The organism is Thiocapsa marina 5811 (genome assembly GCF_000223985.1).
GTDB lineage: Bacteria > Pseudomonadota > Gammaproteobacteria > Chromatiales > Chromatiaceae > Thiocapsa > Thiocapsa marina.
On record NZ_AFWV01000012.1, the window covers coordinates 17,358 to 41,517 of the forward strand.

Below are 24,160 nucleotides of genomic sequence, written 5' to 3' on the forward strand. Positions count from 1 at the left end.
CCCCCGGGAACGCCATAGGACGCGGGCCGGCAGGGGGATGCGCTCAAGGCGACGGCGCCTGGTCGAGCTGTGCGTAGATACAGTTCAATGCGGGCGTATTCTTGTCGGTCGGGAAGAATCCGTTGATGTCGGTTGCATAGGTCGTTCGGTCGATCCGGCCGTAATACAGCTTGCTGGTCTCGTCGAGGAAATAGTCGTTGTCGTCGCCATTGCTGACGTTGATGACGTAGTTCAGGGGCTGATTGCCGAGTGACAGATGTCCGCAGGCACTGGCGATCTGATTGTAGAACCCCTCGACACCCGGCTTCTCGATCAGGCTATCCGGTGCAACCAGGTCACCGCCGCAGCCCGATAGCGCCAGCATGACGACGCCGGTCACGGCCAGTGTGGTCGGCATGCGTTTGTGCTCGAGTGTTTGCATCATTCGTTCTCCTCGGGTTGACACGGATTCATTTATCGACTCCAGCGTGGGTCGAACACATCGGGCTGAAACGCGCGATATTGCGCGACACCGTACGCCAAGTGATGCACGGATTGAAGAAAATTCAGCTCGGCCCAGGCGTCGAGGGGCCAGCCGGTACGGTCTCCGCGTTTGTCGAGCATGAGATCGGAGAATGTCTCGTCAAACGCGTCGGGGTCTCCCCAAACGAGATGTAGGCGTTTGATGACATGTGGGAACCTCTCCTCCAAAACGCAGAGCATGGCGGTCGCTCCTCAATGATGCGGATCGCTCGCGGGGAGCGACTTCCGTAGCTTCGATCCAAGACCCGGGCGCCGCCCCGAGCTCCGGCCATCCGAGTTGAAGATCCGGTGTCCGAATCTTCTGCCTATGCCGCCGGTCGTCGTGTTCGTACGAGCGGTGGTCTCGACTCCGATGAAGCATTCTGCGAGCCAAACCAAAACTCGCGTCTAACTGGCCGAACCCGCAAAGAATACCCCCTCGCTGTCGAGTCGCGAGACAAGCTCGCCGGACAAGGACCGTGCCAATGTGACCCGAATGGTCAAGCGCGTGCGCCGCGCCCGAGATCCGGCTCGGGCGCCCCGACGGTGTCCCGGATGTCTCACTCGTCGGCGATCGAGACGTTCTTACCGGCCGCCGTGAGCTCGGCGGTTTTCACGTCGATATAGTCGAACGGGCTGTCGGGGTAACGCTCGTAGTGGCGGCCGGCGACATACTCCAAGACGCCGCCGAAATGGTAGCGGTAGAGCATGCTTTCGATGCGGGCGATCTCGCGTCCCCGGTCGAAGAGCACGATGCTCGGCGTGTATTGGATACCCAAAGACTCCGCGAGTGCCTTGGGTGTGGTCGCATTGCCCATGGGGTCGATGATGGCTGTCTCCGATCGCGTGTCGAGACGCACGAGGGTCAGACCCTTCAGGATTTCGCGGATCTCGGGATCGGCCAAATGGCCGTCGTGCAGCGCATCGCAGGCCACGCAGGCAACATCCTCGAACAAGAGCGCGAGGGGGCGGTCTGCGACCGCGGCGAGATCGTCGATCGACTGAATCTGCGGATGCTCTCGGAAGCTGTAGACCTCGGTCGGGCGTTTGGCGGCGGCATAATCGTTCAGGGTCTGCTCGAGGTAGGCGCGCTCGTGCACATAGTCGAGGACGACCTTGAAATCATCGAGGTTGCGATAGCCGCTGACGCGCGCGACCGGTCGGTTGGATGCGTCCAGAAAGACGACGGTCGGGGTGAAGCGCACCTGATAGAGCTCCGCGAGCTCCTTTTCCGACATCGACATCTCCTCGGTCACCGCGACTTCGCGATCGCCCTTCGTGTTCAGGGCGATGACGTCGAAATGCTCCTGGATGAAGTCGCGATAGGGCGCCGTGGCGAAGTTCTCCTGAATCATCTTGTAGCAGTAGGGGCAGCCGTTCATCTCCATGACGAGGATGACGTGCTTGCCGGATTCGGCGGCCTCGCCGACGTCCTCGGGAAGGTCGAGAAAACTCTCTTTGAACCAGCTCGGATGGCCGAGCATCTTGGCGCCCGTGACCTGGCCGGGCGGGGTCTGGTCCTGCGCGATTGCGGGGATTGCGCAGAGGGCCGCAAGCAGCGCGCAAAGAGGCAGAAGCCTTGTCGGGGATTGCGGTGTCGTGCCGAACATCGAAAGCGTCTCCTGTAGGGTGCGGTCGGTTGTGGATCCTAACCGGGAGGGTGTTGCCGGGAAAGGCTCGTTCAAGGCGTGTGCTCGGGATATTTCCCGCGACGGTGTCGGTGCGCAAGCGCCGTTGACAGCGCTGCGGCAGCTCGCTAAATTCGCGGCCTCTTGAGGGGAGTAGTCGCCCTTGCCTCGTGACCTTCGTCATGGGCAAGGGGCGCGTGTCAACACACTTGGCGGTGACGCCATGGCACGCGCGGCCGGTCGGCTTGACGAGACCTTGGGTGCGGTGTCATGTCCGGCGAGGGGTCGGGCGTGTGGTGCCGTGTCCTCGGTTTTCTCGCCCGACCCCTAGAGACACGACCTCATGCGTCACATTCCCACGCCGTTTTCCCGCCCGAGCCGTCTCGTCGCCGCGTTCCGAACCCTTTGCGCCGCAGCCATGCCTTTGGCCGCGCATCGACCGGTGTGCGGCGAGAGTCGCTGCATGCGAGGGGCATCGCGATGAGCGATCTTGCCCTGTCCGGGCTCGCCGGGTGGCTTTGGGCCGCGGTCACGACCTTCGGCGTGATCTTTCTGGCCGAGTTGGGCGACAAATCCCAGTTGGTCTGTATGACCTTGGCGGCCCGTCATCGTCGATGGCCCGTCTTGATCGGGGCGGTGGCGGCCTTCGTCGTTTTGAACAGCCTCGCCGTCGTTTTCGGCGTGGGGCTCGCACAGTGGATCCCCGAGCGCGCACTGGCGGGCGTCGTCGCTATCTTGTTCGCCGTCTTCGGGGTGCTCGCGTTGCGCGCCGAAGAGGCCGACGAGGACGCGCCGGAGCGCAGCTGGAGCCACAACGGCATTGTCATGGCGACCTTCTCGATGATCTTTCTTGCCGAGATGGGCGACAAGACCCAACTGGCGGTCGCCGGCTTGGCGGTCACCTTGCCGCCCGTTGCGGTTTGGACCGGCGCCACGCTGGCTTTGGCATTGACCTCCGCTCTGGGTGTTTGGGTCGGATGCCGCCTGTTGCAGGTCATGCCGCTGCATCGACTCCATCAGCTGAGCGGTGTGGTGTTTTTGATTCTCGCAGGGATCGCGCTGACACGGGTGTTCTGATTTAGCCTCCAGCCGCCGTCCAGCGGCGCGAAGCGGCGCTCCCCCGGGATCGACGACTTGCAGTCGTCTTCTTCAGACGACCCGACGACCCGGGCGCGTCGGGTGGAGCGCGATCCCGCCGGCACCCGGGGCGCTTGGAAGAAGACGACTAAAAGTCGTCTATCCTGGGGCGTGTCGGGAGATCCTTTCCGGAAATCACCACAAAAGAGGACCGATCGAGGTTCCGAGCAGCAATACGGACGATGCCGCGACCGTGATCAGAATGTTGTCGTCGATCGGGCCGATCTCGTAGCGCTCGATCCAGGTCGCCACGATCGCCGAGATCAGGCCCCAGACCGGGATGGCGGGCTCGGCGAGTCCTCCGATGATCCAGCCCATGGGCGCGCAGACGATCAGCATGAAGAGATTGCCGATCGGACTCTTGGAGCGACGGCGTACCAGCAGATTGCGCGCGATCCCCGTGACCCCGTCGCCGAAGGCCATATAGAGCGCGGGGAGGATGGCGAGCCAGGGATTGTCGAGCAGCCACCACAGCAGCGCGACCGACAGGGCCCACATCAGGGCAAACTTCACGTCGTTGCGGTTCTCGTCGGTTTGGAACCAGTAGAACCGAAGACCGGTGGCATGGGCCCCAAGCGTCAGCAGTGTCAGCAGGAGTCCGCAGATCAACGGATACCAGGGGCTGTCGAAGACCAAGGGGACCATCAAGGACCCGACGCCCCCGGCCAGCATATGTACGATCTTGCGGTTGTAATAGACGGCCCGTATCGGCTCCATGCCCCTGGCGACCATGGCCCGGTAAGGGATGCGGGTCGCGAAAAGGACCGCGAGGACGTAGAGGCTGAGGCCGGCGGCCCAAAGTAATTGGTCAAGCTCGACAACAGGGCTCATGGCAGGCGTCTTTCCGTCGACCGATCATACCGAGAGTGTATCCGAGGTCGGTCCGTAGGCGTGAGGCGCCGAGTCGCCGTATCGAGTCTCTGCGCCGATCCTCTGGCAAGGCGGTACGAGACGTTATATTGTATCCAACGGCTTGACGATGGCCGATCCAACGAGGGCAATTCGCCGATGCTGCGCCGCCTCCTTTTCGTTCTGCTCATGTTTCCCTTCTTCTCCCTCGCCCGCGCGGCCGACGGCCTGCCGGTCTTCGTCACCGTGGCCCCGCTGGAGACCTTCGTGTCGCGCATCGGCGGCGAGCATGTCCGCGTCGATGCCCTGGTGCGGCCCGGCCAAGACCCGCATGCCTACGAACCGACCGCGCGCCAGATCGCGGCCCTGGCTGATGCCGAGCTCTACGTGCGTGTCGGTCTCGGTTTCGAGGATGCCTGGGTGCCGCGCCTGCTGGCGGCAAATCCCGGCATGCGGGTGCTCGATGCCCGAGACGGCCTCGAGGTGCGTCCCGCGGACAAGGCGCACGACCACGGCGATCGGGGTCACGACCATGATCACGGCGACGTCGACCCTCACGTCTGGACGAGCCCCGCGCGCGTGAAGATCATGGGCGCGCGGATCCGCGATGCGCTGGCCGATCTGGCCCCGGAATACGCCGCGGACTTCGCCGCCAACTACGATCGATTCGCCGCCGACCTGGATACGCTCGACGCCGAGATTCGCGCCCGACTTGCCGGGATGGAGAACCGCCGATTCATGGTCTATCACCCGGCCTGGGGCTACTTCGCCGAGGACTACGCTCTGGAGCAGGTCGCGATCGAGCACGAAGGTAAGGAGCCCGGCGCACGTGCCTTGACCGCCATGATCGAGCAGGCTCGGCGGGAGGGTATTCGGGTCATCTTCGTGCAGCCTCAACTCAACCCGGCGTCCGCCGAGCAGGTTGCGCGGTCGATCGACGGGCAGGTCGCGGCGATCGACCCCTTGTCGGGCGACTATTTCGAAAACCTGCGACAGGTTGCCGCTCTCATTGCCGGGGACGGCGCGCCATGAGCGCAGGCTGCGCCGAGACGCGTGTGGATTCGCGGAAACAACCCGTCATCGCGATCCGCGATCTCGGCTTCTCCTACGGCGAGTCGCCTGTCCTCGAGGATGTGGATCTGGAGATCCTCGACGGCGAGTTCGTCGGTCTGGTCGGCCCGAATGCCGGCGGCAAGAGCACGCTCCTTCGGCTGGTGCTCGGACTCCTGGAGCCGCAGCGGGGGAGCATTCAGGTTCTCGGGCAGGCGCCGCGCCAGGCGGTACGACGCGTCGGCTACGTGCCGCAATTTCCCACCTTTCCACGGGACTTTCCGATCTCGGTGGAGCAGGTGGTCCTGACCGGACGGCTCGGATTCGGACCGATGCTCGGTTGGTACCGCGCGAGCGACCGCGCCGCGGCGCGTCACGCGCTTGCCGAGGTCGAGGCGTTGGATCTGGCGAATCGGCGCATCGGTACCCTCTCGGGCGGTCAGCTGCAACGCGTTCTGCTGGCCCGCGCATTGGTCGCCGAACCGCTGATCTTGATCCTCGACGAGCCCACGGCGAACATCGACCAACGGATGGAGGGCGATATCTTCGACTTGCTCGCACGGCTCAACGCGCGGCTGACCATCCTGGTCGTCTCGCACGATATCGCCTTCATCTCGGGCTACGTGGGTCGGGTCGCCTGTCTCAACCGCACCCTGGTCTGCCATACGACGAAACGCGTGGACGGGAACCTGATCCATCAGCTCTACGGCGACAACGTCCGACAGGTCGCACACGCGGGATCCGGGCATGGACACGCCCACCACCTTGGTCACCAGGGGCACTGATCCGATGCAGGAGTTCTTTCAGGCGCTCGGCCAATACACCTTCCTGCAGACCGCCCTGCTGGCCGGGCTGTTTGCAAGCCTCGGATGCGGCGTGATCGGCACCTTCGTGGTGGTCAAGCGCATCGCCTTCATGGCCGGCGGGATCGCCCACTCGGTCCTGGGCGGCATGGGCGCGGCGCTCTATTTCGGTGTCGATCCGCTGCTCGGCGCGCTCGCCGCCGCCGTGCTCTCGGCCTTGCTGATCGGTTTGGTGCGGCTTGCCTGGAACGCGCAAGAGGACACCCTGATCGGCGCGCTCTGGGCGATCGGCATGGCCATCGGGATCCTCTTTATCGCGAAGACAACGGGTTACACGACCGATCTCATGAGCTTTCTGTTCGGCAACATCCTGCTGGTGCCCCGCCGCGAGCTTTGGTTCATGGCCGGCCTCGATCTGGTTCTTCTGGTCACGGTCATGCTCTTCTACCGACAGTTGCTTGCCGTGACCTTCGACGAAGAGTTCGCCCGATTGCGCGGCGTGCCGGTCGCCTTCTTTTATCTTCTGCTGCTCTGCTTGGTGGCGGTGACCGTGGTCTTGCTGATCCAGGTCGTCGGCCTGATCCTGGTGATCGCGTTGCTGACACTTCCTGCGGCCATCGCCGGGCATTACGTCCATTCGCTCGGCGGTATGATGCTGATCGCGACGCTGCTCGGAGGGTTCTTCACCTCTGCGGGCTTGGCGCTCTCCTATGGGCCGGACCTGCCCGCGGGGGCGACGATGATCCTGCTGGCCGGGAGCGTCTATGTGGTTTCCGCCGTTCTCAGCCGCGTCCTTGCGCGGCGCCGAGTGCGGCGACGTGCACTGGTGGCGAGGGAGGCGGGAGGATAAGCGGATGACGTCGATTGCCGAGAAAACAGTGCTCGATCGCGCCGATTCCCTCTGTCGGGCCCGCGGTGTGAGGCTCACCGCCCAGCGCCGCCGAGTCCTCGCGATCCTGTGCGCGTCGGCCCGTCCCTTGGGTGCTTACGAGATCCTCGACGCCATGCGCGAAGGTTCCCGTGCGCTGGCGCCGCCGACGGTCTATCGCGCGCTCGACTTTCTGCTCGAGCAGGGTTTGGTGCACAAGCTCGAAAGCCTGCATGCCTTCGTCGGATGCAATCACCCGGAGCACCCGCATTCGAGTCAGTTTCTCATCTGCAACAGCTGCGGCGAGGTCACCGAGCTCGAGGACGAGGCGATCGCACGCAGCCTCGGCTCCGCGGCCAGCATGAGCGGTTTTCAACCGCAGCGGCGGGTTGTGGAAGTGATCGGGACCTGTGCGGGGTGCGCCCAAAAAGGGCGTTGAGTGAGGAGTCGTAAACCCATCGAACGACGACAACGACGACAGCGCTAAACGTGTTGGCCTCGCTCGTAAGGCGGCCATCCAAACCATTCGTCGCTCGTGACATCCGCTCTGCGGTGTCACGCACGCCCCTGGCGCTCTGCGGCACGTGCCACGATGGCCGGAGTTTCGGGAAAGCCAACGTGTCGATGGACGCGTTTAACGCTTTGGTGAACTGTTCCTAGCCATAGAGCAGACAATATGAATCGAAACCACACCACCTATGTCGCCTCCTTGGCCGCAGTCATGATGTGTCTCGCCGTCGCGAGTGCCCCGGCCGAAGACACCGGACAGCGTCGTCAGGGCGCCCATGTCCACGGGATGGCCCACATGACGCTTGCCGCCGAGGGCGACGAGGTCCTCGTCGAGCTGACCAGTCCAGCGGCCAGCCTGATCGGTTTCGAACGTGCACCGCGAACCGACGACGAACGTGCCATCATCGCGATGGCCAAGAAAAACCTAGAGGCCGGCGATGCCATGATCCGCCTCAACATCGAGGCCGGTTGCCGGCTGGAGAGTGCCGAGATCGATGCCGCGTTCGCCGATCCCGGCTACAGCGCCGGGGCGGAGCACGATCACGACTCCGATCACGGGAAGGACGGGCACGCGGACTTCCATGTCGTCTACAGCTTCGCCTGCGACAGACCCGAAGCGCTTGGCTCGGCCGCGCTCGGACTCTTCTCCGGCTTTCCGGCCCTGGAGCGCGTCCTGTTTCAGTACGTGACCGCGGAGGGGCAGGGTGGGGCGGAGCTGACCCCGCGTAACCCCGTCGTGACCTTCGTGCCGCTCTAAACCGCGCCCGGTGTTGCGCCGGACGGTTTCAGGTGCGGCGAGACGCTGCGCGACAAACGCTGCTGGAGTCGGCGCGGTTTAGGTGAGAGAGATTCTTAATCATCGAGCGAAGCGTTTTGTGCTGCGTCGGCTCCGGGATTTCGGCGTTGGTTCGTCTGTCCTTTCGGGCAAAAGGAAAGCTCCGACCCCGCGTGCCGCGTATCCTCTCCAACGGCTCCAGATAGCTGGTCACAGCCTTGCGCGTACGCTCGGCGAGGCGTTTGCCGGAAAGCGCCTTCAAGTCGCGCTCCCCATGACGGACATTCCATCGCACGGCGGTGTCCTGGCCCTGGACCCCCTTTTTTCGAGCTAGATCAATGAGCCGCTCCCGAAAACGATCGACTGCGCTCGCGGTTGTTGTGTGCGCGTCTCCCATCTGCTAGCGTCTTCCCGCCGGGTGCCGTGTATGAGGAGGGTGTATACGAATCGCGATGCTGTGCGAGTCGGCCGGGCATCGGCTAGGCAGAATCTGTCCCGACTGAGATAGACAGATTCTGCCTAATCAACTCTTGACCTACAAACTACTGCATGAAGCTAGAACCACAAGTCACCGGCAACATAGGAATGTACTACGCATGCTACATGCTGTCCCGGATGGGTTGGAACGTGATGCCCACCGCGAGAAATGCTAGAGGCATCGATATCATCGCTTACAACAAAACAGGAACCGAATTTATTGGTGTCCAGGTTAAGACCCTTACCAAAAGAAATCCGGTACCGCTCGGGACTAGCCTCGAAAAGGTCATGGGAGATTACTGGCTGATAATCAATAACGTATCCGCCGAGCCTGTTTCGTTTGTTCTCGTGCCAGAAGAAGTCAAGAGTCTTGCCCATCGAGGCGAGAAGGATGGTCGCGTATCATTTTGGCTTCAGCCGTCCGCTTACGACACCCCGGATTTCAAGGAGGCTTGGCATAGGATCGGTTTCGGCCATGGGGCATCTTAATAAACAACCATTTGCTCGGCGAGCGAGCCTCATCTACCCATGGCAAGATTTCAATGGAGCGCCCTGAACAAGCAACAAGTCGGCGCATTTGCTGAGTATTTTGTGAAAATGGAATTCACGATGTACGGATTCCAGGTCTACGGTACGGAAGTTGACGACCGCGGAATCGATTTCGTCGCAAGGTACGATTCAGGGCCGTTCATCGAAATACAAGTCAAGTCTTTGCGTCAATCCGGTTACGTGTTCATGCGCAAGGACAAGTTTCTATTGAGGGAAGAGCTTCATCTCGCACTCGCGCTTCTTAACGACGGACTTGAGCCAGCACTGTACCTTATACCCTCAGAGACGTGGAATCAGGAAAATGGGATTTTCGTCAATCGAGTGTACGAGAACAAAAAGTCCAAACCAGAATGGGGAATCAATGTGTCCGCGAAGAATCTCTCATCACTGGAAGCGTACAGGTTTGAACATGCAATTCAGCGTCTCGTCCAGCAAACGGCTAACTAGCGCGCCAGCCCGACGCCTCGGAGCAGCCTTCGCTTCGCTCAGGCTGCTCCGAGGCGCGGGCTGCGCTCAACGTTAGACGCCTTCCACTGATGCGCGAATCGGTTTGTTCGGAGGAAAAATGAAAATCGTTCATATTCTATTTCTGTCTTGGGTCACGTTTTTATTTTCAACTTTCCCGCAATTATCTTTAGCCTCCCCTTCCGGGCAGAAGATTGTTACGGCAGCTCAAGTCAACGGAACTTGGCGAGATAGGAGCAGCACCTTCAAAGTCTGGGCACTAGGAAAGCAGCGGCTTCAGGTAGAATTTTTTGGAATATATGAATACAGGACAGCGGCAGGACCAGACGCCAACACGGGATACGGTAGCGGAATAGCATTCATAGAGGAGGATACAGCCGTCTTTAAGCCGGAGGAAGGCGAAGAGGATTGCACGATTATAATGACATTTGGAGAGGAGAAACTGGTAGTGAGGCAAGAGGGAACTTGTCCATTTGGGCACAACGTAACAGCGACTGGTAAATACAAAAAGGTAAGTAGCCAGAGGCCGAAGTTCGGGGAAGGATGAAGCGGAGCAAATGGGAGATAGAAGATGGTCGAGTTTCGGGGACAAAGTTCGCAGAGTTCCAGAGTTCAGAGTTCCGTGGACAGTGTATCTAACTCCGGAAGCTCGCACGGATAAATGAAGAGGAAGAAATCGCCTAACACGCCCATCAAGCCGAGGCCATACTGCGCATCGAACTCAGAGCAATCCTGTAGTGTTGTCAGAGCGCAGTATGGCCCGTCTTATGGGTGACGTTCGGCAACAAGATCCATGGCATCTCCCGAAAAGAAACATCTTGAAGGCATTCTCAAGCCTGTCCTGAAGAATCATGGTTTCAGGAAGTCTGGGGCCACATGGCATCGTGATGTGGGGAATTGCATTCAAGCGCGTAGGGTGCGGTGAGGGACGAACCGCACCTTCCATCGGAGGAGCCGTGACGCCATCGATCGGTGGCGCGAGGGGATGCCTTTCGGAGCAGGATCACGACGGCGGTGGCGACCGCGATCTGCTGCGCGAGCATTGACGTTGGGTCTGACTGGGATGCGGGCGATCGGATCGCGATCGCCGGGTCTCGGTCGGGTCCAAAAGCGGCCTGTCCAAAAGGAGAAAAACAAGGATGGATCTGTACCTCGACCACCGGGCCGTGGAGCGTCTCGGTCAGCGATACTGGCTTTGACCGCCGGCCTGAGCCGGCTTCTCAGGTACGTGATCTCGGCGAGACCCGCGTCCTTGGCTCGGAGAGGAACGACCTTCGAGAAGGTGTCCTCTGCGATGACGCTAAAACGTCTAAACGTCTTAGTGGCATCTATGAACAGTCCGTCCGTTCGCTCGACACTTTATCGGGAGCCTGCGCGACATCAGGTACTCCGGCTCAAGGCCGCGAGCGCCCGTCGCAGTCTGTCGGAGATCGTCAACGACGCCATTCGTAAGGCTTTGCGCGAGGAGCAGGAGAACCCGGCGGCCTTTGCCGAACGCGTCGGCGCGGGGTTCGGCGGAGGAGCGGTGCGGACCATCCCGTTATCTTTGTATCAACAGCCGGAATATGAACAACGCCCTGAGCGCTCGACACGGCGCCGTGAACGCTCCGCCGTTGCGAGCGACTTTTCAGAGTAATTTCACGAGCGCGGCGATGGCCGCGACCTGGGCGAGCATCAGCGGGACGATCCACTTGAGCAGATCGAGTTTGGTGCGGGTGATTTCGCCACGGACCTGCTCGATCTCCTTGAGCAGACGCAACTCGGTTGTTTGTAGATCGGCACGGATTTGCTCGATGTCCGCCTTGAGCTCGGCGCGTAATTGCTCGATGTCCGCCTTAAGCTCGGCGCGTAATTGTTCGATGTCTTTCTTTAATCGGAGCTCGGTCTCGCGCAGCCCAGCCCGGACTTGCTCGATTTCCTTTTGCAGCCGCAACTCAGACTCGCGCACATGTCCCTGCGTGGCGAGGTCCGGGAGATGGGGATAACGCTCTTCGAGACGTTCGAACGCCTCGGCGATGACGCGCGCGCGGGCGCGATCGTCGGGTGCGCTGGTCAGTGCGTCATAGAGGGCGACACTTGAGCTCATGGGATGATTCTGTTGATCCGCTTGCCATGACTATGCCACCCGGTGTACGTGCCGGCAAGGCGGCGGTTTAACGGATTCGACACTTGTTTGGCCGTTCGCGCTCAGATGGCGCCGGCGCGCCACAGAACACGGCCGATGACCCGTACTTGCCTCTGCCGAGGAGATCATCCGCGGGCTTCGGGTCGGGGTTCAGGGTCTGGTCTTGCCTCTTGCCAAGACCAGACCCTGTTCCCTCCTAATGGGTATTTCTGAGCGGTAGCAGTCGTGCCATTCGAGCCTGGTCCGTTTTTTCACGTTTCTCGCTTCGACGCCGTCTTCCTTTCTCGTCCTTAGTTTCCAAGCGGAGCTTGGTCACTCGGTTCGAGAAGCTCTGCTTTCCTGGTCCCTCTTTAGCCAGAAGTCAGGCTCGGTCCTTCGCGGGCTGTGGCTCCCGAACAGGATCGATTGGAGGCGGTTCAGCGGAGATCCCGACCGCGTTTGCCATCAAGGCCGCCCGCATCCGCCGATCAAGCGATGGATGGCGCTTTTTGAGGAAATAGCTCGAGATGTCCGTATCGATGAGGTAACGGATCATGTCGACCAGTCTTCCAGCGGGTTGCGTGGCACCTCGACCGGATTCCACCGTTCCGACAGAAAATCTGCGGGCAGGGGCGCCTCGTCCAGCAGGCTGAACAGCGATTGCAGCCCGTCGGAATTGGGGCCAGCCGCCTTGGGGGTCAGGATGATCTCGCCGGTTGTCTCATCCTTGCGGATCCATACCTCGGCCGCGGCGAGCTCGAACCCCGGAGGAAGCTGCACTGTCTGTCGGTGTTTTGTGGAGCGGATCTTGGCGGTTGCAATCATTGAGCCTTGAAGCCGTGATCGAGCACTGCCGCGTGATTCCGGTGAAGGCGTCAACTGAAACATCCCCACTCCGAGTATCCTTGACCCAGACATCCAAGGACCGCTCTGTAAAATTCGTCTGGGGAGTTGGCACATGACCCTCTCGGTTGGGACGTTGGGATCCCGGGGGAACCTTGGGGAACCCGGGGGGAACCCGTCTCCGGTCATCGCGATCCGTGATCTGGCCTTCCGATGGCGACGCGGGGCGCCGGTCGTTCTTGGTATCGAGCGCCTCGAGATCGCGCGGGGCGAGCGTGTCTTCATCGAGGGACCGAGCGGCAGCGGCAAGACCACGCTGTTGAGTCTTCTGGCCGGCGTGGTCAAGGCCGAGCAGGGGAGCCTGCGCATCCTCGGGCAGCCGCTGGAGCGCATGGGTGCCGTTAAGCGCGATCATTTCCGGGCCGACCATGTCGGCTATGTCTTTCAGATGTTCAATCTGATCCCTTATCTGTCGCTGGTCGAGAACGTGACCTTGCCGTGTCGCTTTTCGCGGCTACGTCGCGCGCGTGTGCTCGAGCGCATCGACTGCGGCGGGCGTCCTACGCGGTGTCTGGAGGAGGAGGCGTTGCGCCTGCTCGACCATCTCGACATGGCCGAGCCCGCGCGCTCGAAGCGGTCCGTGACCGAGCTCTCGGTCGGGCAGCAGCAGCGTGTCGCCGCGGCGCGTGCGCTCATGGGCTCCCCCGAGATCCTGATCGCCGACGAGCCGACCTCCGCGCTCGATTCGGACCGCCGCGAAGCCTTTATCCGATTGTTGTTTCGGGAATGTGCCGAGACCCGGATGACCTTGATCTTCGTGAGTCACGATGCGGCGCTCGAGCCCTTGTTCGATCGCACCGTGCGTCTCGCCGAGATCAATCGCGCCCTTGGCTCGAAGCCGTTCGGCGACTGAGCGATCCGAGCCTCGGGTTGGGCTTGGGGCCCGTCGCCAAGCCTGTCCGCTCACGGGTAGGGTGCGGTGACGAAGGAACCGCACCGTGCGACGACGGGACCGCACATCGGTGCGGGTCCTTCGTCACCACACCCTACATCGCTAAAGCTTGAGGCCCATCACCAAGCCTGCCGTGAAGGATGCCGCACTCGTCAGGTTGCCGCCGATGAAGTCGAAGAAGGCGCCTGCATTGACCCCGAGCCAGTCGACCCAGCCGTCGTAGTGGACCTCGAGGCCGGACCAGTTCACGTCCAGGATGCCGACATACTGCAAGGCAAAGACCCCGAGCAGGAGCAGCCCGACGACAAACAGCACGAGCTTGAAGGCCATCTTCAGCGCGAATCCGAGCGCCAGCCCGACCATGAAGGAGAACCCGAGCTTCAGGAAGAAGGTCTCGTTGAAGAGTCCGGCGGAGTCCGCCGGTGCGGTGTCTACTGCGAGATGATCCATCGGGTCTGTCGGCAACGAGGCGGAAGAAGGTCGGGTCGGCGCGCGTCGGCAAGCCGCTATTGCAGCACGGCAGACGAGTCGAGACCCCTCGTTGTCGCCATCGAGTATCGATACGACAACGACGACAACGTGCTCGGAATCTCTGCACCGCTCCGCTAGTGTATACCGAGCGCCCGCGGATGTTTCGGCGCATTGCACGCCCCGCGCCCGCGGGGCCGCGGTGGGCCTGACCTGCCCCGATGCGGGCGGCGGGTGCGCTTCGGCCGTCCTTCGCGCACAATGAGCGCCGTTCACACTAGGTTCACCGTTGCATGGAGCTCGACGTGACCACAAGCGCCCTCACACCCGGCCTGATGCTTGTCCACGGCAACCGCCCCGAAGATCTGCGCGATCTTCTGGTGGAATGGATGGCGCGGTATCCGTTGGCCCCGCTCGAGAACGAGATCGTTCTGGTGCAGAGCAACGGCATTGCGCAGTGGCTGAAGCTTGCGCTCGCTGCCGATGCCGATCCGGGCTCGGGGGCGTGTGCCGCGGGCGAGCGGGGCCTCGGGATCGCCGCGGCACTCGAGATCTCGCTGCCGGCGCGTTTCCTCTGGCGTGTCTACCGGGCGGTGCTCGGCGCCGACGCGGTCCCGGAGATCTCGCCCTTCGATAAGTCCCGTCTGGTCTGGCGCCTGATGCGGCTCCTGCCCGAGCTGTTGGCGCAGCCGGAGTACCTGCCGCTGCGGCGCTTTCTGCAGACAGATGCCGACCTGCGCAAACGCTTTCAGCTTGCCGAACGTCTGGCGGATCTCTACGACCAGTATCAGGTCTACCGCGCCGACTGGCTTGCCGCCTGGGGCAACGGCGAGGACGTGCTGATCGAGGCACGCGGAGCCCGCGTCCCTCTGCCCGAAGAGCAGCGCTGGCAGTCGGGACTCTGGCGTGCCTTGCGGGCGGATGTGACGGCCGAGGCCGTGAAGGCGGGCGGCGAGGGCAGGGCGCAGTGGGCCGGGATCGGTCGCGCGGGCGTCCACGAGGCATTCCTGCGCCGAGTATCCGACTTCCCGGAAGATGTGCACCCGCTCGGCCTGCCGCGTCGGGTCATGGTCTTCGGGATCTCCAGTCTGCCGCGTCAATCCCTGGAGGTTCTGGCCGGGATGGCGCGCTGGAGCCAGGTCCTCATGTGCGTCCACAACCCCTGCGAGCACCACTGGGCCGACATCGTCGCCGACAAGGATCTGCTGCGCGCCGAGCGCAGCCGTCAGCGCCGCCGCGGCGGCATGCCGAGGGATCTCTCCGAGGAGGACATGCATCTGCACGCACAGCCGCTGCTTGCGGCCTGGGGCAAGCAAGGCCGCGACTTCATCGGCTTGCTCGACGAGCACGACGACGAGGCGGCTCGGGAGGGCTATTTCGCGCGATTCAAGGCCATCGGCCAGCGGATCGACCTGTTCGATTCATCGGGAGAGGCCGGCTCGCTGCTCGCACAGCTCCAGGACGACATCCGCGATCTGCGTCCGCTCAAGGAGACACGTACGCATTGGCCTGAGGTGCCTTCGTCGGGCGATAACTCGATCCGCTTTCACATCGCCCACAGTCCCCAGCGTGAGGTCGAGATCCTGCACGACGTCCTGCTCGCGGCCTTCAATACCGATGCGACCCTGACCCCGCGCGACATCATCGTCATGGTGCCGGACATCGACACCTACGCGCCGCACATCCAGGCCGTGTTCGGTCTGATCGATCGCGACGACCCGCGCTACATCCCCTACAGCGTCGCGGATCAGGGACAGCGTGCGACCGAGCCCTTGATCGCTGCTCTGGAGAAGCTGCTGGAGCTGCCTCGATCGCGTCTTGCGGTCAGCGACGTGCTCGATCTGCTCGAAGCCCCGGCCCTGCGCCGGCGTTTCGGCGTCGCGGAGGCCGACCTTCCGAGGCTCCACCGCTGGATCCGTGGCGCCAACATCCGCTGGGGCCTGCACGCCGAGCAACGCGCGAGCCTGGATCTGCCGACCCGGCCCGACGCGCAGGCCCAACACACCTGGCTGTTCGGTCTGCGCCGGATGCTGCTCGGCTATGCGGTCGGCACCGCCGACGACGACGGCGCATGGCAGGGGATCGAGCCGTTCGAGGAGATCGGCGGTCTCGATGCGGTCCTTCTCGGTCCGCTCGTGCAACTGGTCGATCGTCTGGATGCGACCTGGCGGACCCTCTGCGAGCCCGCGACCGTCGCCGACTGGTGCACGCGTCTGCGCACGCTGATGGCGGATTTCTTCGACGCCGCCGACAACGGCGAGGCCTTCACCCTCATGCAGCTCGACACCGCCCTGCAAGGCTGGCAGGAGGCGTGCGACGAGGCCGCGCTTGCCGAGGAGCTGCCCCTCTCGGTCGTCGGCGACTATTGGCTCTCGCAGCTCGACGACGGCGGTCTGTCGCAACGCTTCTTCGCCGGCGCGGTCACCTTCGCGACACTGATGCCGATGCGGGCCATTCCCTTCCGCCACGTCTGCCTGCTCGGCATGAACGACGGTGACTACCCGCGCACCCGAATCCCGATGGACTTCGACCTCATGGGGCGCGACTACAGACCCGGCGATCGCTCGCGGCGCGAGGACGACCGCTATCTCTTTCTCGAAGCGTTGCTCTCGGCGCGGGACCATCTGCATATCTCCTGGGTCGGGCGCAGCATTACCGACAACGGCGTGCGGCCGCCCTCGGTGCTGGTCGCCCAGCTGCGCGATCACCTTGCCGCGGGTTGGCGGCTGGCGCGCGACACCGCGGAGCCCGAGGATGCCTCGTCGATCGATCCGGGTCAGGCCCTCTTGAACGCGCTCACGCTCGAGCATCCGCTTCAGCCGTTCAGCCCGGACTATTTCCCGCAGAACCCGGAGCGCGCACCCTTCTTCACCTATGCCCGCGAGTGGCGCCCCCTCGATGCCGCGCAACCGCGTCGCCCGGATGCCGCGACGCAAGTGCCGGCGACCGCATTGCCGCCGCTGACACGCGACGAGCCGCTCGCGCTTCGCGATCTCGTCGACCTCCTCAAATCCCCGGTGAAGGCATTCTTCCGTCAGCGGCTCGGCGTCCTCTTCGAATCCGACGATCCGACGAGCGAGGATCAGGAGCCCTTCACGCTCGAGCCGCTCGCCCGCTGGCAGCTGCAAGACGAGCTGATCCGGATCCAAGCGCAGGCACTGGCGCGCGGCGAGCCGATCGTCGCGGCGCGCGAGACCCGGCTCGAGCGGGTCCGCCGACGTGGGGATCTCGCGCCCGGTGGCTTCGGCGAGGCCGTCGCAGCGGATCTGGTCGCACCGATGGACGATCTCTTCGTGCGCTACCAAACCGCCCTTGACCGATGGCCAAACCCGAGCGAGGACGAAGAAGAGATCCGGGTTCAAGCCGATCTCTCGGAGCCCGTGCCCGAGCTGGCGGACTGGATCGGCGGCATTCGCACCGACGCCGAGGGCCTTCGAGGACGTGTGCTCATCGAGGCGAGCGACCTGGTCAAGAACGGCCACTACCGCGGCGAGAAGCTCATCCGTCACTGGGTCGCGCATCTGGCCCTGCATCTGGCCGGAGGACCCCTCACCACGCTGGTTCTGAGCAAGGTTCGCGACGTCGAGCTCAAGCCACTGCCGGTCGAGCATGCGAAGGCGCATCTGACCGCACTCCTGGCGGCCTGGCAGGAGGGCATGTGCCGCCCGCTCCCGCTGGCGGCGAAGACCGCGCTCGAGTGGCTCAAGGCCGGCGACGCGTCGAAGGCCCGTACGACCTACGAGGGTGGCTACATGAATACGGGTGAGGTCGCGACCGATCCCTATCTCGCGCGCGCCTACCCGGACTTCGACGCACTCTGCGCGAGCGGTGAATTCACCCGGCTGGCCGAGCGCCTGCTGCGCCCGCTCTATACCGCGATGCATGCCGACGACAAGAAGAAGCCGGACCGGCCCGCCGTACCGCAAGCGACCGGAGCCGCCGCATGAGTCACGCAAACGGCCGAACAACAACGACGGTGATGTCCGATCAGGCGAAGATCGAACCGATCTCTCGTCGGGCCGAGGCTCGACCCACATGGTCAGATTCGCTGGATCCGCTGCGCTTTCCGCTCTGCGGCAGCCGCCTGATCGAGGCCAGTGCCGGCACCGGCAAGACCTTCACCATCGCGACACTCTATGTCCGCTTGGTGCTCGGCCACGGGGTGCCGCACGACACATCGGATGGCGCGCCCCGAGCCGCACCGGAGACAGAACCCCGAGCCTTTACCCCGCCCGAGATCCTGGTCGTCACCTTTACCGATGCCGCTACGCGCGAGCTGCGCGACCGCATCCGCGCGCGCCTGGCCGAGGCCGCGACGGTCTTCCGTGCCGAGCCGGAGGGCATCGCCGCGCGCCCCGCGGGGGAGGATCCGCTGCACGACCTGCGCGCCGACTATCGGCCCGAACAGTGGCCGGCCTGCGCACGCAAGCTCCAGCTGGCCGCCGAATGGATGGACGAGGCCGCCGTCTCGACGATCCACGGCTGGTGCAATCGGATGCTGCGCGAGCACGCCTTCGACAGCGACAGCCACTTCACCCAGACCTTGGAGACCGATCAGAGCGATCTGCTCGCCGAGGTGGTGCGCGACTATTGGCGGACCTTCATGATCCCGCTCGATGCCGAGTCGGTCGCCGAGATGCGTCAGTGGTGGTCGGGTCCGGAGGCGCTGCAAGGGTCCATCCGACCGCTCGTGGAGCATGCCGATCGACTCGACCCCGCGGCGGAGCCGGCCGTCGCACTCGAGACCGTCCGCAAGGAAAAGGCGGATCGTCTCGCCGAGCTCAAGGCACCTTGGGCGAGCTGGGCGGACGAGCTTGAGGCGCTTCTGGATGACGCGGTCGACAACAAGCGCGCCAAGCTGCAAAAACGTTTCTACAGCAGCTGGTTGAATGCGCTACGGGACTGGGCTGCCGACCCCGCCGCCGAGTCGCTCGATCTCAAGGCCGGCTGGGAGCGTCTCACGCCCGCGGGTCTTGCCGATGCCTGGGCGAAGGGCGAACAGCCTCCCGCTCATCCCGGACTTCAGGCGATCGCCGACCTCAAACCCGCACTGGCCGATCTGCCCATCCCACGCTCGGCCCTCCTGCGCCACGCGGCACGCTGGGTCGCCGAACGCTTTGCCGCCGAGCAAACCCGCCGCGCCCAAATGGGCTTCAACGACCTGCTGACGCGCCTCGATGCCGCCCTGCAAGGCCCCAACGGCGAGCGCCTTGCCGAGATCATCCGGCGCCAGTTCCCCGTCGCCTTGATCGACGAGTTCCAAGACACCGACCCGGTGCAGTACCGCATCTTCGATGCCGTTTACCGGGTCGCGGCGAACGACCCCGCGACCGCGCTCGTCCTCATCGGCGACCCCAAGCAGGCGATCTATGCCTTTCGCGGGGCGGACATCTACACCTATCTCGCCGCCCGCCGGGACTGCGCGGGCCGCCTTTACACCCTGAAGCGCAACTACCGCTCCACCCCGGAGATGGTCGCCGCGACCAACCGCTGCTTCGAGGTGGCGGAGAACCGCGAGACCGGGGCCGGCGCATTCCTCTTCCGAAGCGACAACGACAACGACAACGACAACGATACGATTGCAGGGACCCGGGCGGACAATCCGGTGCCCTTTATCACGGCGGACGCGAAAGGGCGCAAGGACACGCTGCAGATCGACGGCGAACCGCTGCCGGCGCTCACCGCCTGCTGGCTGCCGCCGAATGTCCCCGGCAAGGCGCTGAGCAAGGACGCCTATCGCACTCGGATCGCCGAGGTGTGTGCCGCCGAAATGGTGCGGCTGCTCAACCTCGGGCAGACCGGGCACGCGGCCTTCGTCGGCGACGGTGCACCCAAGCCGCTGCGCCCGGCGCATCTGGCCGTGTTGGTCAACACCGGCAACGAAGCGACGATCATCCGCCGCGCCCTGGCCCGACGCGGCGTGCGCAGCGTCTATCTCTCCGATCGGGACTCGGTCTACCAAAGCCCGCAGGCCGGCGAGCTGCAACAGTGGCTGGCCGCCTGTGCCGAGCCCGACGACGCGGGCCTGCTGCGCGCCGCGCTGGCGACCGCCACGCTCGGCCTGAGCTGGTCGGAGCTCGATCGTCTCAATCACGACGAGATCGCCTGGGAGTCGCGCGTGCTCCAGTTCCGCGCCTATCGCGACACCTGGCGCCGGCAAGGCGTCCTGCCGATGCTGCGTCGCCTGCTCAACGATTTCGAGGTCCCGGCGCGGCTGCTTGCATCCGAGTCGAGGCCGGGGTCGGACTCGGGGTTCGACGGCGAGCGCATCCTCACCGATCTGCTCCATCTGGCCGAGCTGCTGCAACAGGCCAGTGTCCTGCTCGACGGCGAGCATGCGCTGATCCGCCATCTCGCCGAGCAGTGCCGGGATGCGGGCCGCGGCGCGGGTGGCGATGCCCGCCAGATCCGTCTCGAGAGCGATGCCGATTTGGTGCAGGTGGTGACGGTGCACAAATCCAAGGGGCTTGAGTACCCGTTGGTCTTCCTGCCGTTCGCGGCCGATCATCGGCAGGCCAGCAAAGACGACCTCCCGCTCAAATGGCACGACGCGCAGGGCCGGCTGCAGCTCGGCCTCTGTGCAGATGAGGAGATCCTGAAACGGGCCGACCACGAGCGTCTGGGCGAGGATCTGCGCAAGCTCTATGTCGCCCTGACCCGTGCCCGCCATGCCACTTGGGTGGGCCTTGCGCCGCTGGCGGATCTCGAGCGCGGTGCCTTCGGGTATCTGCTGGGCGGCGACGCCGTCCTTGCGCCCGATGGCCTGGCGCAGGCACTCGAGGACCTGCGCGGCGACTGTGCGTCGATTGCCGTGGTCGAGGCGTTCGAGCCTTCTCCCGATGCCCCGGCCGATGCATCACGGGACCGCTTCGTCCCGGCCGGTCCGCCGCGCGGTCTCGGGCCGGCGCGCACATCGGCCCGGGTCGTGCGCGAGCCCTGGTGGATCGCCAGCTATTCGGCCCTGCGCACCGCCGCCGACGATGCCCCGGAGCGGCCCGTGATCCCTGCCGATGGGCCTCCCCATACGCCCGCCGATACCCCGACAGAGGATCGATTTCGGGAGATGCAGGCCACGCAGACGGCCGCCACGGGCGCCGAGCTGTCCGCTTCGATATCGAGCAAGGACACAAGCGATCGACTGCCCGCCGCCGGAACCATCCACGCCTTCCCCCGCGGGCCGGAGGCCGGCACCTTCCTCCACGATCTCCTGGAATGGGCCGCCGCCCCGAGCTTCGCCGAGACCGCCGCCGATCCGGTGCGACTGCGCGACACCGTCGCTCGCCGGTGCCAGGTGCGCGGCTGGTCCCGATGGATCGATCCGCTCACGCACTGGCTGGAGTCCTTCCTGAAAACGCCGTTGCCGGTGCCCGCGATGGGCGCGCTTCCGGCCACCGCCTTGCGTCTCGTCGACCTGACCGGCGCCGTGCCCGAGATGGAGTTCTGGCTCGCCGCACACCGCGCCGACACGCGCGAGATCGACCGGCTGGTCTGCATCTACACCCTCGATGGCGCGCCCCGTCCGACGCTCCAAGCCAATATCCTCAACGGCATGCTCAAGGGTTTCATGGACCTGGTCTTCGAGCACGAGGGCCGTTACTACATGGCCGATTACAAATCCAACTGGCTCGGCCCGGACGCCGCCGCCTACACCCCGGAGGCCATGCGCGCCGAGATCCTGCATGCGCGCTACGAGCTCCAATACGTTCTCTATCTCTTCGCGCTGCATCGGCTGCTGAAGGCCCGCTTGCCGGACTATGACTACGACCGCCATGTCGGCGGTGCCGTCTATCTCTTCCTGCGCGGCATCGAGTCGCCGAGCAGGGGGCTGCACACCGAGCGTCCGCCGCGCGAGCTGATCGAGGCATTGGATCGTTGCTTTGCGCGCAAGGCGGAGGAGGGAAGCGCATGAGCAAGGATCCGAGCATGCGAGCCGCAAAGGCTGAAGTGCAGCAAATGGACACACTCCTCGCACGCTGGGCAGAGCACGACTGGCTGCGTGCGCTCGATGTCGCCTTCGCCGATTTTCTCCGCCGCGAGGTGCCGGATGCGCCCTCGTTGCTGATCCTTGCCGCGGCGCTGGCCAGCCATCAGCTCGGTCGCGGCCACGCCTGTCTCGATCTGGAGGCGACGCTGAAGGATCCGACCTTCGCACTGTCCTTGCCCCCCGAGGGTGCCGACACCGCGGAGACGGACACCCCGCCGCACCCCGCAGAAGTGCTGGGCGGACTGACACTGCACGACTGGCAGGCAGCGCTCGACCATCTCGATCTGGTCGGTCGAGGCGTCGGCGACACACCGCTGGTCCTGAACGGCCCGCGCCTCTATCTGCGCCGCTATTGGCGCTACGAGCAGGCCGTGCGGGCCGGTATAGACGACCGCTCGGCGCGTTCGCAAGCGCTTCAGAGTGCCCTGCCGATTGCGGTGATGCGCCCGGTGCTCGAGCGTCTCTTCCCGCCCGCCCGGACATCGGACCAAACGGCGGACTGGCAGAAGCTCGCCTGCGCGCTCGCCGCCCGCAGCGCCTTCAGTATCATCACCGGTGGTCCCGGTACCGGAAAGACCACGACGGTGGTCCGACTCCTGGCACTGCTGCAGGCCCTTGCGCTCGTCGAGCCGCCACCGGACCAGGCCGGTGTTCGACGGCCGCAGCGCGCACTGCGTATCCGCCTGGCGGCACCCACCGGCAAGGCCGCGGCCCGCCTGAACGAGTCCATCGCAGCCGCGGTCGCAAACCTGCCGCTCGCCGACCTGACGAACGGCGAGGCCGTGCGCGCCGCTATCCCCGTCACCGTGAGCACGCTCCACCGCCTGCTCGGCAGTCGCCCCGACACCCGCCGCCTGCGCCACCATGCCGGCAACCCGCTGGCGCTCGATGTGCTGGTCATCGACGAGGCATCCATGGTCGATCTGGAGATGATGGCCGCCGTCCTCGACGCCCTGCCGGCGAATGCACGTCTCATCCTGCTCGGCGACAAGGACCAGCTCGCCTCGGTCGAGGCCGGTGCCGTACTGGGGGAGTTGTGCGGTCGTGCACGCGAAGGCCACTACACCCCGAGCACCCGGGACTGGCTGGAGCGCGCGACCGGCGAGCATATCCCCTCGGGCCTCGTCGATCCCGAAGGCACTGCGCTTGATCAGTCGGTCGTCATGCTTCGACATAGCCACCGGTTCTCGGCCGACAGCGGTATCGGTCAACTCGCCGAAGCGGTCAATGCAGGCGATCCGGACAAGGTCCGCGCCATCTGGACGCGCGGCTATGCCGACCTCGCCATGGTCGCGCTTAACGGCACCGAGGATGCGGCCTTCCGGTCCCTGGTGATCGAGGGTGCCGCGGCCTCGTCGGTCGATCCGCAGGGCCGCGATGCAGGGCAGTGCTCGCAGGCCGACGCCCGAACCCCCCGACAGGGTTACCGCCACTACCTCGAGACCGTGCGGGCAGGCCAACCCGCATGCGACGCCGACCCATCCGCCTACGATGCCTGGGCCCGCGCCGTCCTGAAGGCTCACGGCGCCTTCCAATGTCTCTGCGCAGTGCGGCGCGGACCTTGGGGTGTCGAGGGGCTCAATCAGCGCATTGCCGATCTGCTGCACGACGCGGGGCTCATCCCGGCCAGCAGCGGCTGGTATCTCGGCCGCCCCGTCTTGATCACCCGCAACGACTACGGCCTAGGGCTCATGAACGGCGACATCGGTATCACCTTGACCCGCCCCGCACCCGGCGAGCGAGACCGGACGCTCCGCGTCGCCTTCCCCGCCGGCGACGGCCAGGACGGCATCAAATGGATCCTCCCCAGTCGCCTCCAGGCGGTCGAGACCGTCTACGCGCTCACCGTCCACAAATCCCAGGGATCCGAATTCAGCCATGCCGCGCTTGTTCTGCCCGAGACACTCAGCCCCATCCTCACGCGCGAGCTGCTCTACACCGGCATCACCCGCGCACGTGCCCACCTGACCTTGGTGCAGCCAGGCGGGGATCAGGCGCTGGAACAGGCCGTGCTGAGGCGGGTGCTGCGGGCGAGCGGGTTGATGGGGCAGGGATGATCACAGTCCCGATGTGACATATTCACCCTAAAAGTCCCAGAAACGGACTAGGCTTATACGCAACGGGCACTGAACAGGACCGTCGATTCGGGTCATTGAAGCACCCGGATCGGCGCTGGACGCAACGGCTTCACCCTGGA

22 protein-coding genes and 1 riboswitch are annotated in these 24,160 nt (G+C 64.4%); of the genes, 15 read left to right on the plus strand and 7 right to left on the minus strand.

All coding sequences use genetic code 11. The features are described 5' to 3' along the window. Window positions 1–43: 43 nt before the first annotated feature. From THIMADRAFT_RS17350 to THIMADRAFT_RS17360, 3 genes are all read right to left on the minus strand, one after another. A complete protein-coding gene (locus THIMADRAFT_RS17350) occupies window positions 44–424 on the minus strand; it encodes a hypothetical protein (protein ID WP_139052886.1) in 381 nt (126 codons plus the stop codon). A 29-nt stretch (window positions 425–453) separates the two neighbouring features. Beyond that, a complete protein-coding gene (locus THIMADRAFT_RS28015) occupies window positions 454–702 on the minus strand; it encodes a hypothetical protein (RefSeq protein WP_007194386.1) in 249 nt (82 codons plus the stop codon). A gap of 359 nt (window positions 703–1,061) precedes the next feature. After that, on the minus strand, window positions 1,062–2,111 hold the full coding sequence (locus tag THIMADRAFT_RS17360) for a thioredoxin family protein (RefSeq protein WP_007194387.1): 1,050 nt from the start codon (window positions 2,109–2,111) through the stop codon (window positions 1,062–1,064). A 158-nt stretch (window positions 2,112–2,269) separates the two neighbouring features. Next, a riboswitch (yybP-ykoY riboswitch) is annotated at window positions 2,270–2,376 on the plus strand. 233 nt (window positions 2,377–2,609) lie between these two features. Here THIMADRAFT_RS17360 and THIMADRAFT_RS17365 point away from each other — a divergent pair. Further along, the gene (locus THIMADRAFT_RS17365; RefSeq protein ID WP_007194388.1) at window positions 2,610–3,206 is read left to right on the plus strand and encodes a TMEM165/GDT1 family protein; all 597 of its coding nucleotides are present in this window, start codon (window positions 2,610–2,612) and stop codon (window positions 3,204–3,206) included. A 195-nt stretch (window positions 3,207–3,401) separates the two neighbouring features. Here the strand turns inward: THIMADRAFT_RS17365 and THIMADRAFT_RS17370 are convergent, their stop codons facing one another. Next, entirely contained in the window at window positions 3,402–4,097 is a 696-nt protein-coding gene (locus THIMADRAFT_RS17370; RefSeq protein ID WP_007194389.1) for a hypothetical protein, read from the minus strand. Window positions 4,098–4,274: 177 nt separating this feature from the next. On the opposite strand from THIMADRAFT_RS17370, the gene THIMADRAFT_RS17375 reads away from it, so the two are divergent. From THIMADRAFT_RS17375 to THIMADRAFT_RS28020, 10 genes are all read left to right on the plus strand, one after another. Continuing rightward, window positions 4,275–5,147: a metal ABC transporter solute-binding protein, Zn/Mn family gene (locus THIMADRAFT_RS17375; RefSeq protein ID WP_007194390.1), complete on the plus strand. Its 873-nt coding sequence runs from the start codon at window positions 4,275–4,277 to the stop codon at window positions 5,145–5,147. Next, the gene (locus tag THIMADRAFT_RS17380; protein WP_007194391.1) at window positions 5,144–5,950 is read left to right on the plus strand and encodes a metal ABC transporter ATP-binding protein; all 807 of its coding nucleotides are present in this window, start codon (window positions 5,144–5,146) and stop codon (window positions 5,948–5,950) included. The genes THIMADRAFT_RS17375 and THIMADRAFT_RS17380 overlap by 4 nt, the downstream gene beginning before the upstream one ends. A gap of 4 nt (window positions 5,951–5,954) precedes the next feature. Continuing rightward, entirely contained in the window at window positions 5,955–6,818 is an 864-nt protein-coding gene (locus tag THIMADRAFT_RS17385) for a metal ABC transporter permease (RefSeq protein WP_040732119.1), read from the plus strand. 4 nt (window positions 6,819–6,822) lie between these two features. Continuing rightward, complete coding sequence (locus THIMADRAFT_RS17390) at window positions 6,823–7,275, plus strand: transcriptional repressor (protein WP_007194393.1); 453 nt, start codon at window positions 6,823–6,825, stop codon at window positions 7,273–7,275. 237 nt (window positions 7,276–7,512) lie between these two features. Then, complete coding sequence (locus tag THIMADRAFT_RS17395; protein ID WP_007194394.1) at window positions 7,513–8,103, plus strand: DUF2796 domain-containing protein; 591 nt, start codon at window positions 7,513–7,515, stop codon at window positions 8,101–8,103. 567 nt (window positions 8,104–8,670) lie between these two features. Then, on the plus strand, window positions 8,671–9,087 hold the full coding sequence (locus tag THIMADRAFT_RS17400) for a hypothetical protein (RefSeq protein ID WP_007194396.1): 417 nt from the start codon (window positions 8,671–8,673) through the stop codon (window positions 9,085–9,087). Between the two features lie 39 nt (window positions 9,088–9,126). Beyond that, a complete protein-coding gene (locus THIMADRAFT_RS17405; protein WP_007194397.1) occupies window positions 9,127–9,594 on the plus strand; it encodes a hypothetical protein in 468 nt (155 codons plus the stop codon). Window positions 9,595–9,712: 118 nt separating this feature from the next. Next, window positions 9,713–10,159, plus strand: a complete 447-nt coding sequence (locus THIMADRAFT_RS26760; RefSeq protein ID WP_139052887.1) for a hypothetical protein — start codon at window positions 9,713–9,715, stop codon at window positions 10,157–10,159. 246 nt (window positions 10,160–10,405) lie between these two features. Beyond that, entirely contained in the window at window positions 10,406–10,537 is a 132-nt protein-coding gene (locus tag THIMADRAFT_RS28620; protein ID WP_407635154.1) for a DUF4304 domain-containing protein, read from the plus strand. 369 nt (window positions 10,538–10,906) lie between these two features. Beyond that, the gene (locus THIMADRAFT_RS28020; RefSeq protein WP_007194398.1) at window positions 10,907–11,248 is read left to right on the plus strand and encodes a hypothetical protein; all 342 of its coding nucleotides are present in this window, start codon (window positions 10,907–10,909) and stop codon (window positions 11,246–11,248) included. On the opposite strand, the gene THIMADRAFT_RS17415 is transcribed toward THIMADRAFT_RS28020, so the two are convergent. Together THIMADRAFT_RS17415 and THIMADRAFT_RS17420 are read right to left on the minus strand one after the other, a co-directional pair. Beyond that, the gene (locus tag THIMADRAFT_RS17415) at window positions 11,240–11,698 is read right to left on the minus strand and encodes a coiled-coil domain-containing protein (protein ID WP_007194399.1); all 459 of its coding nucleotides are present in this window, start codon (window positions 11,696–11,698) and stop codon (window positions 11,240–11,242) included. The genes THIMADRAFT_RS28020 and THIMADRAFT_RS17415 overlap by 9 nt on opposite strands. Before the next feature lie 570 nt (window positions 11,699–12,268). After that, complete coding sequence (locus THIMADRAFT_RS17420; protein ID WP_233490283.1) at window positions 12,269–12,604, minus strand: antitoxin; 336 nt, start codon at window positions 12,602–12,604, stop codon at window positions 12,269–12,271. A 70-nt stretch (window positions 12,605–12,674) separates the two neighbouring features. Here THIMADRAFT_RS17420 and THIMADRAFT_RS17425 point away from each other — a divergent pair, with 70 nt between their 5' ends. Then, complete coding sequence (locus THIMADRAFT_RS17425; RefSeq protein WP_007194402.1) at window positions 12,675–13,472, plus strand: ABC transporter ATP-binding protein; 798 nt, start codon at window positions 12,675–12,677, stop codon at window positions 13,470–13,472. Between the two features lie 141 nt (window positions 13,473–13,613). On the opposite strand, the gene THIMADRAFT_RS17430 is transcribed toward THIMADRAFT_RS17425, so the two are convergent. Continuing rightward, window positions 13,614–13,961: an FUN14 domain-containing protein gene (locus THIMADRAFT_RS17430; protein ID WP_007194403.1), complete on the minus strand. Its 348-nt coding sequence runs from the start codon at window positions 13,959–13,961 to the stop codon at window positions 13,614–13,616. Between the two features lie 323 nt (window positions 13,962–14,284). Between THIMADRAFT_RS17430 and recC the strand changes: the two genes are divergently transcribed. The 3 genes from recC to recD are packed head-to-tail and all read left to right on the plus strand — an operon-like array spanning window position 14,285 to window position 24,020. Continuing rightward, complete coding sequence (gene recC, locus THIMADRAFT_RS17435; protein ID WP_233490284.1) at window positions 14,285–17,926, plus strand: exodeoxyribonuclease V subunit gamma; 3,642 nt, start codon at window positions 14,285–14,287, stop codon at window positions 17,924–17,926. Between the two features lie 32 nt (window positions 17,927–17,958). After that, window positions 17,959–21,888: an exodeoxyribonuclease V subunit beta gene (gene recB, locus THIMADRAFT_RS17440; RefSeq protein ID WP_139052900.1), complete on the plus strand. Its 3,930-nt coding sequence runs from the start codon at window positions 17,959–17,961 to the stop codon at window positions 21,886–21,888. Continuing rightward, a complete protein-coding gene (gene recD / locus THIMADRAFT_RS17445; protein WP_007194406.1) occupies window positions 21,885–24,020 on the plus strand; it encodes an exodeoxyribonuclease V subunit alpha in 2,136 nt (711 codons plus the stop codon). The genes recB and recD overlap by 4 nt, the downstream gene beginning before the upstream one ends. Window positions 24,021–24,160 lie beyond the last annotated feature (140 nt).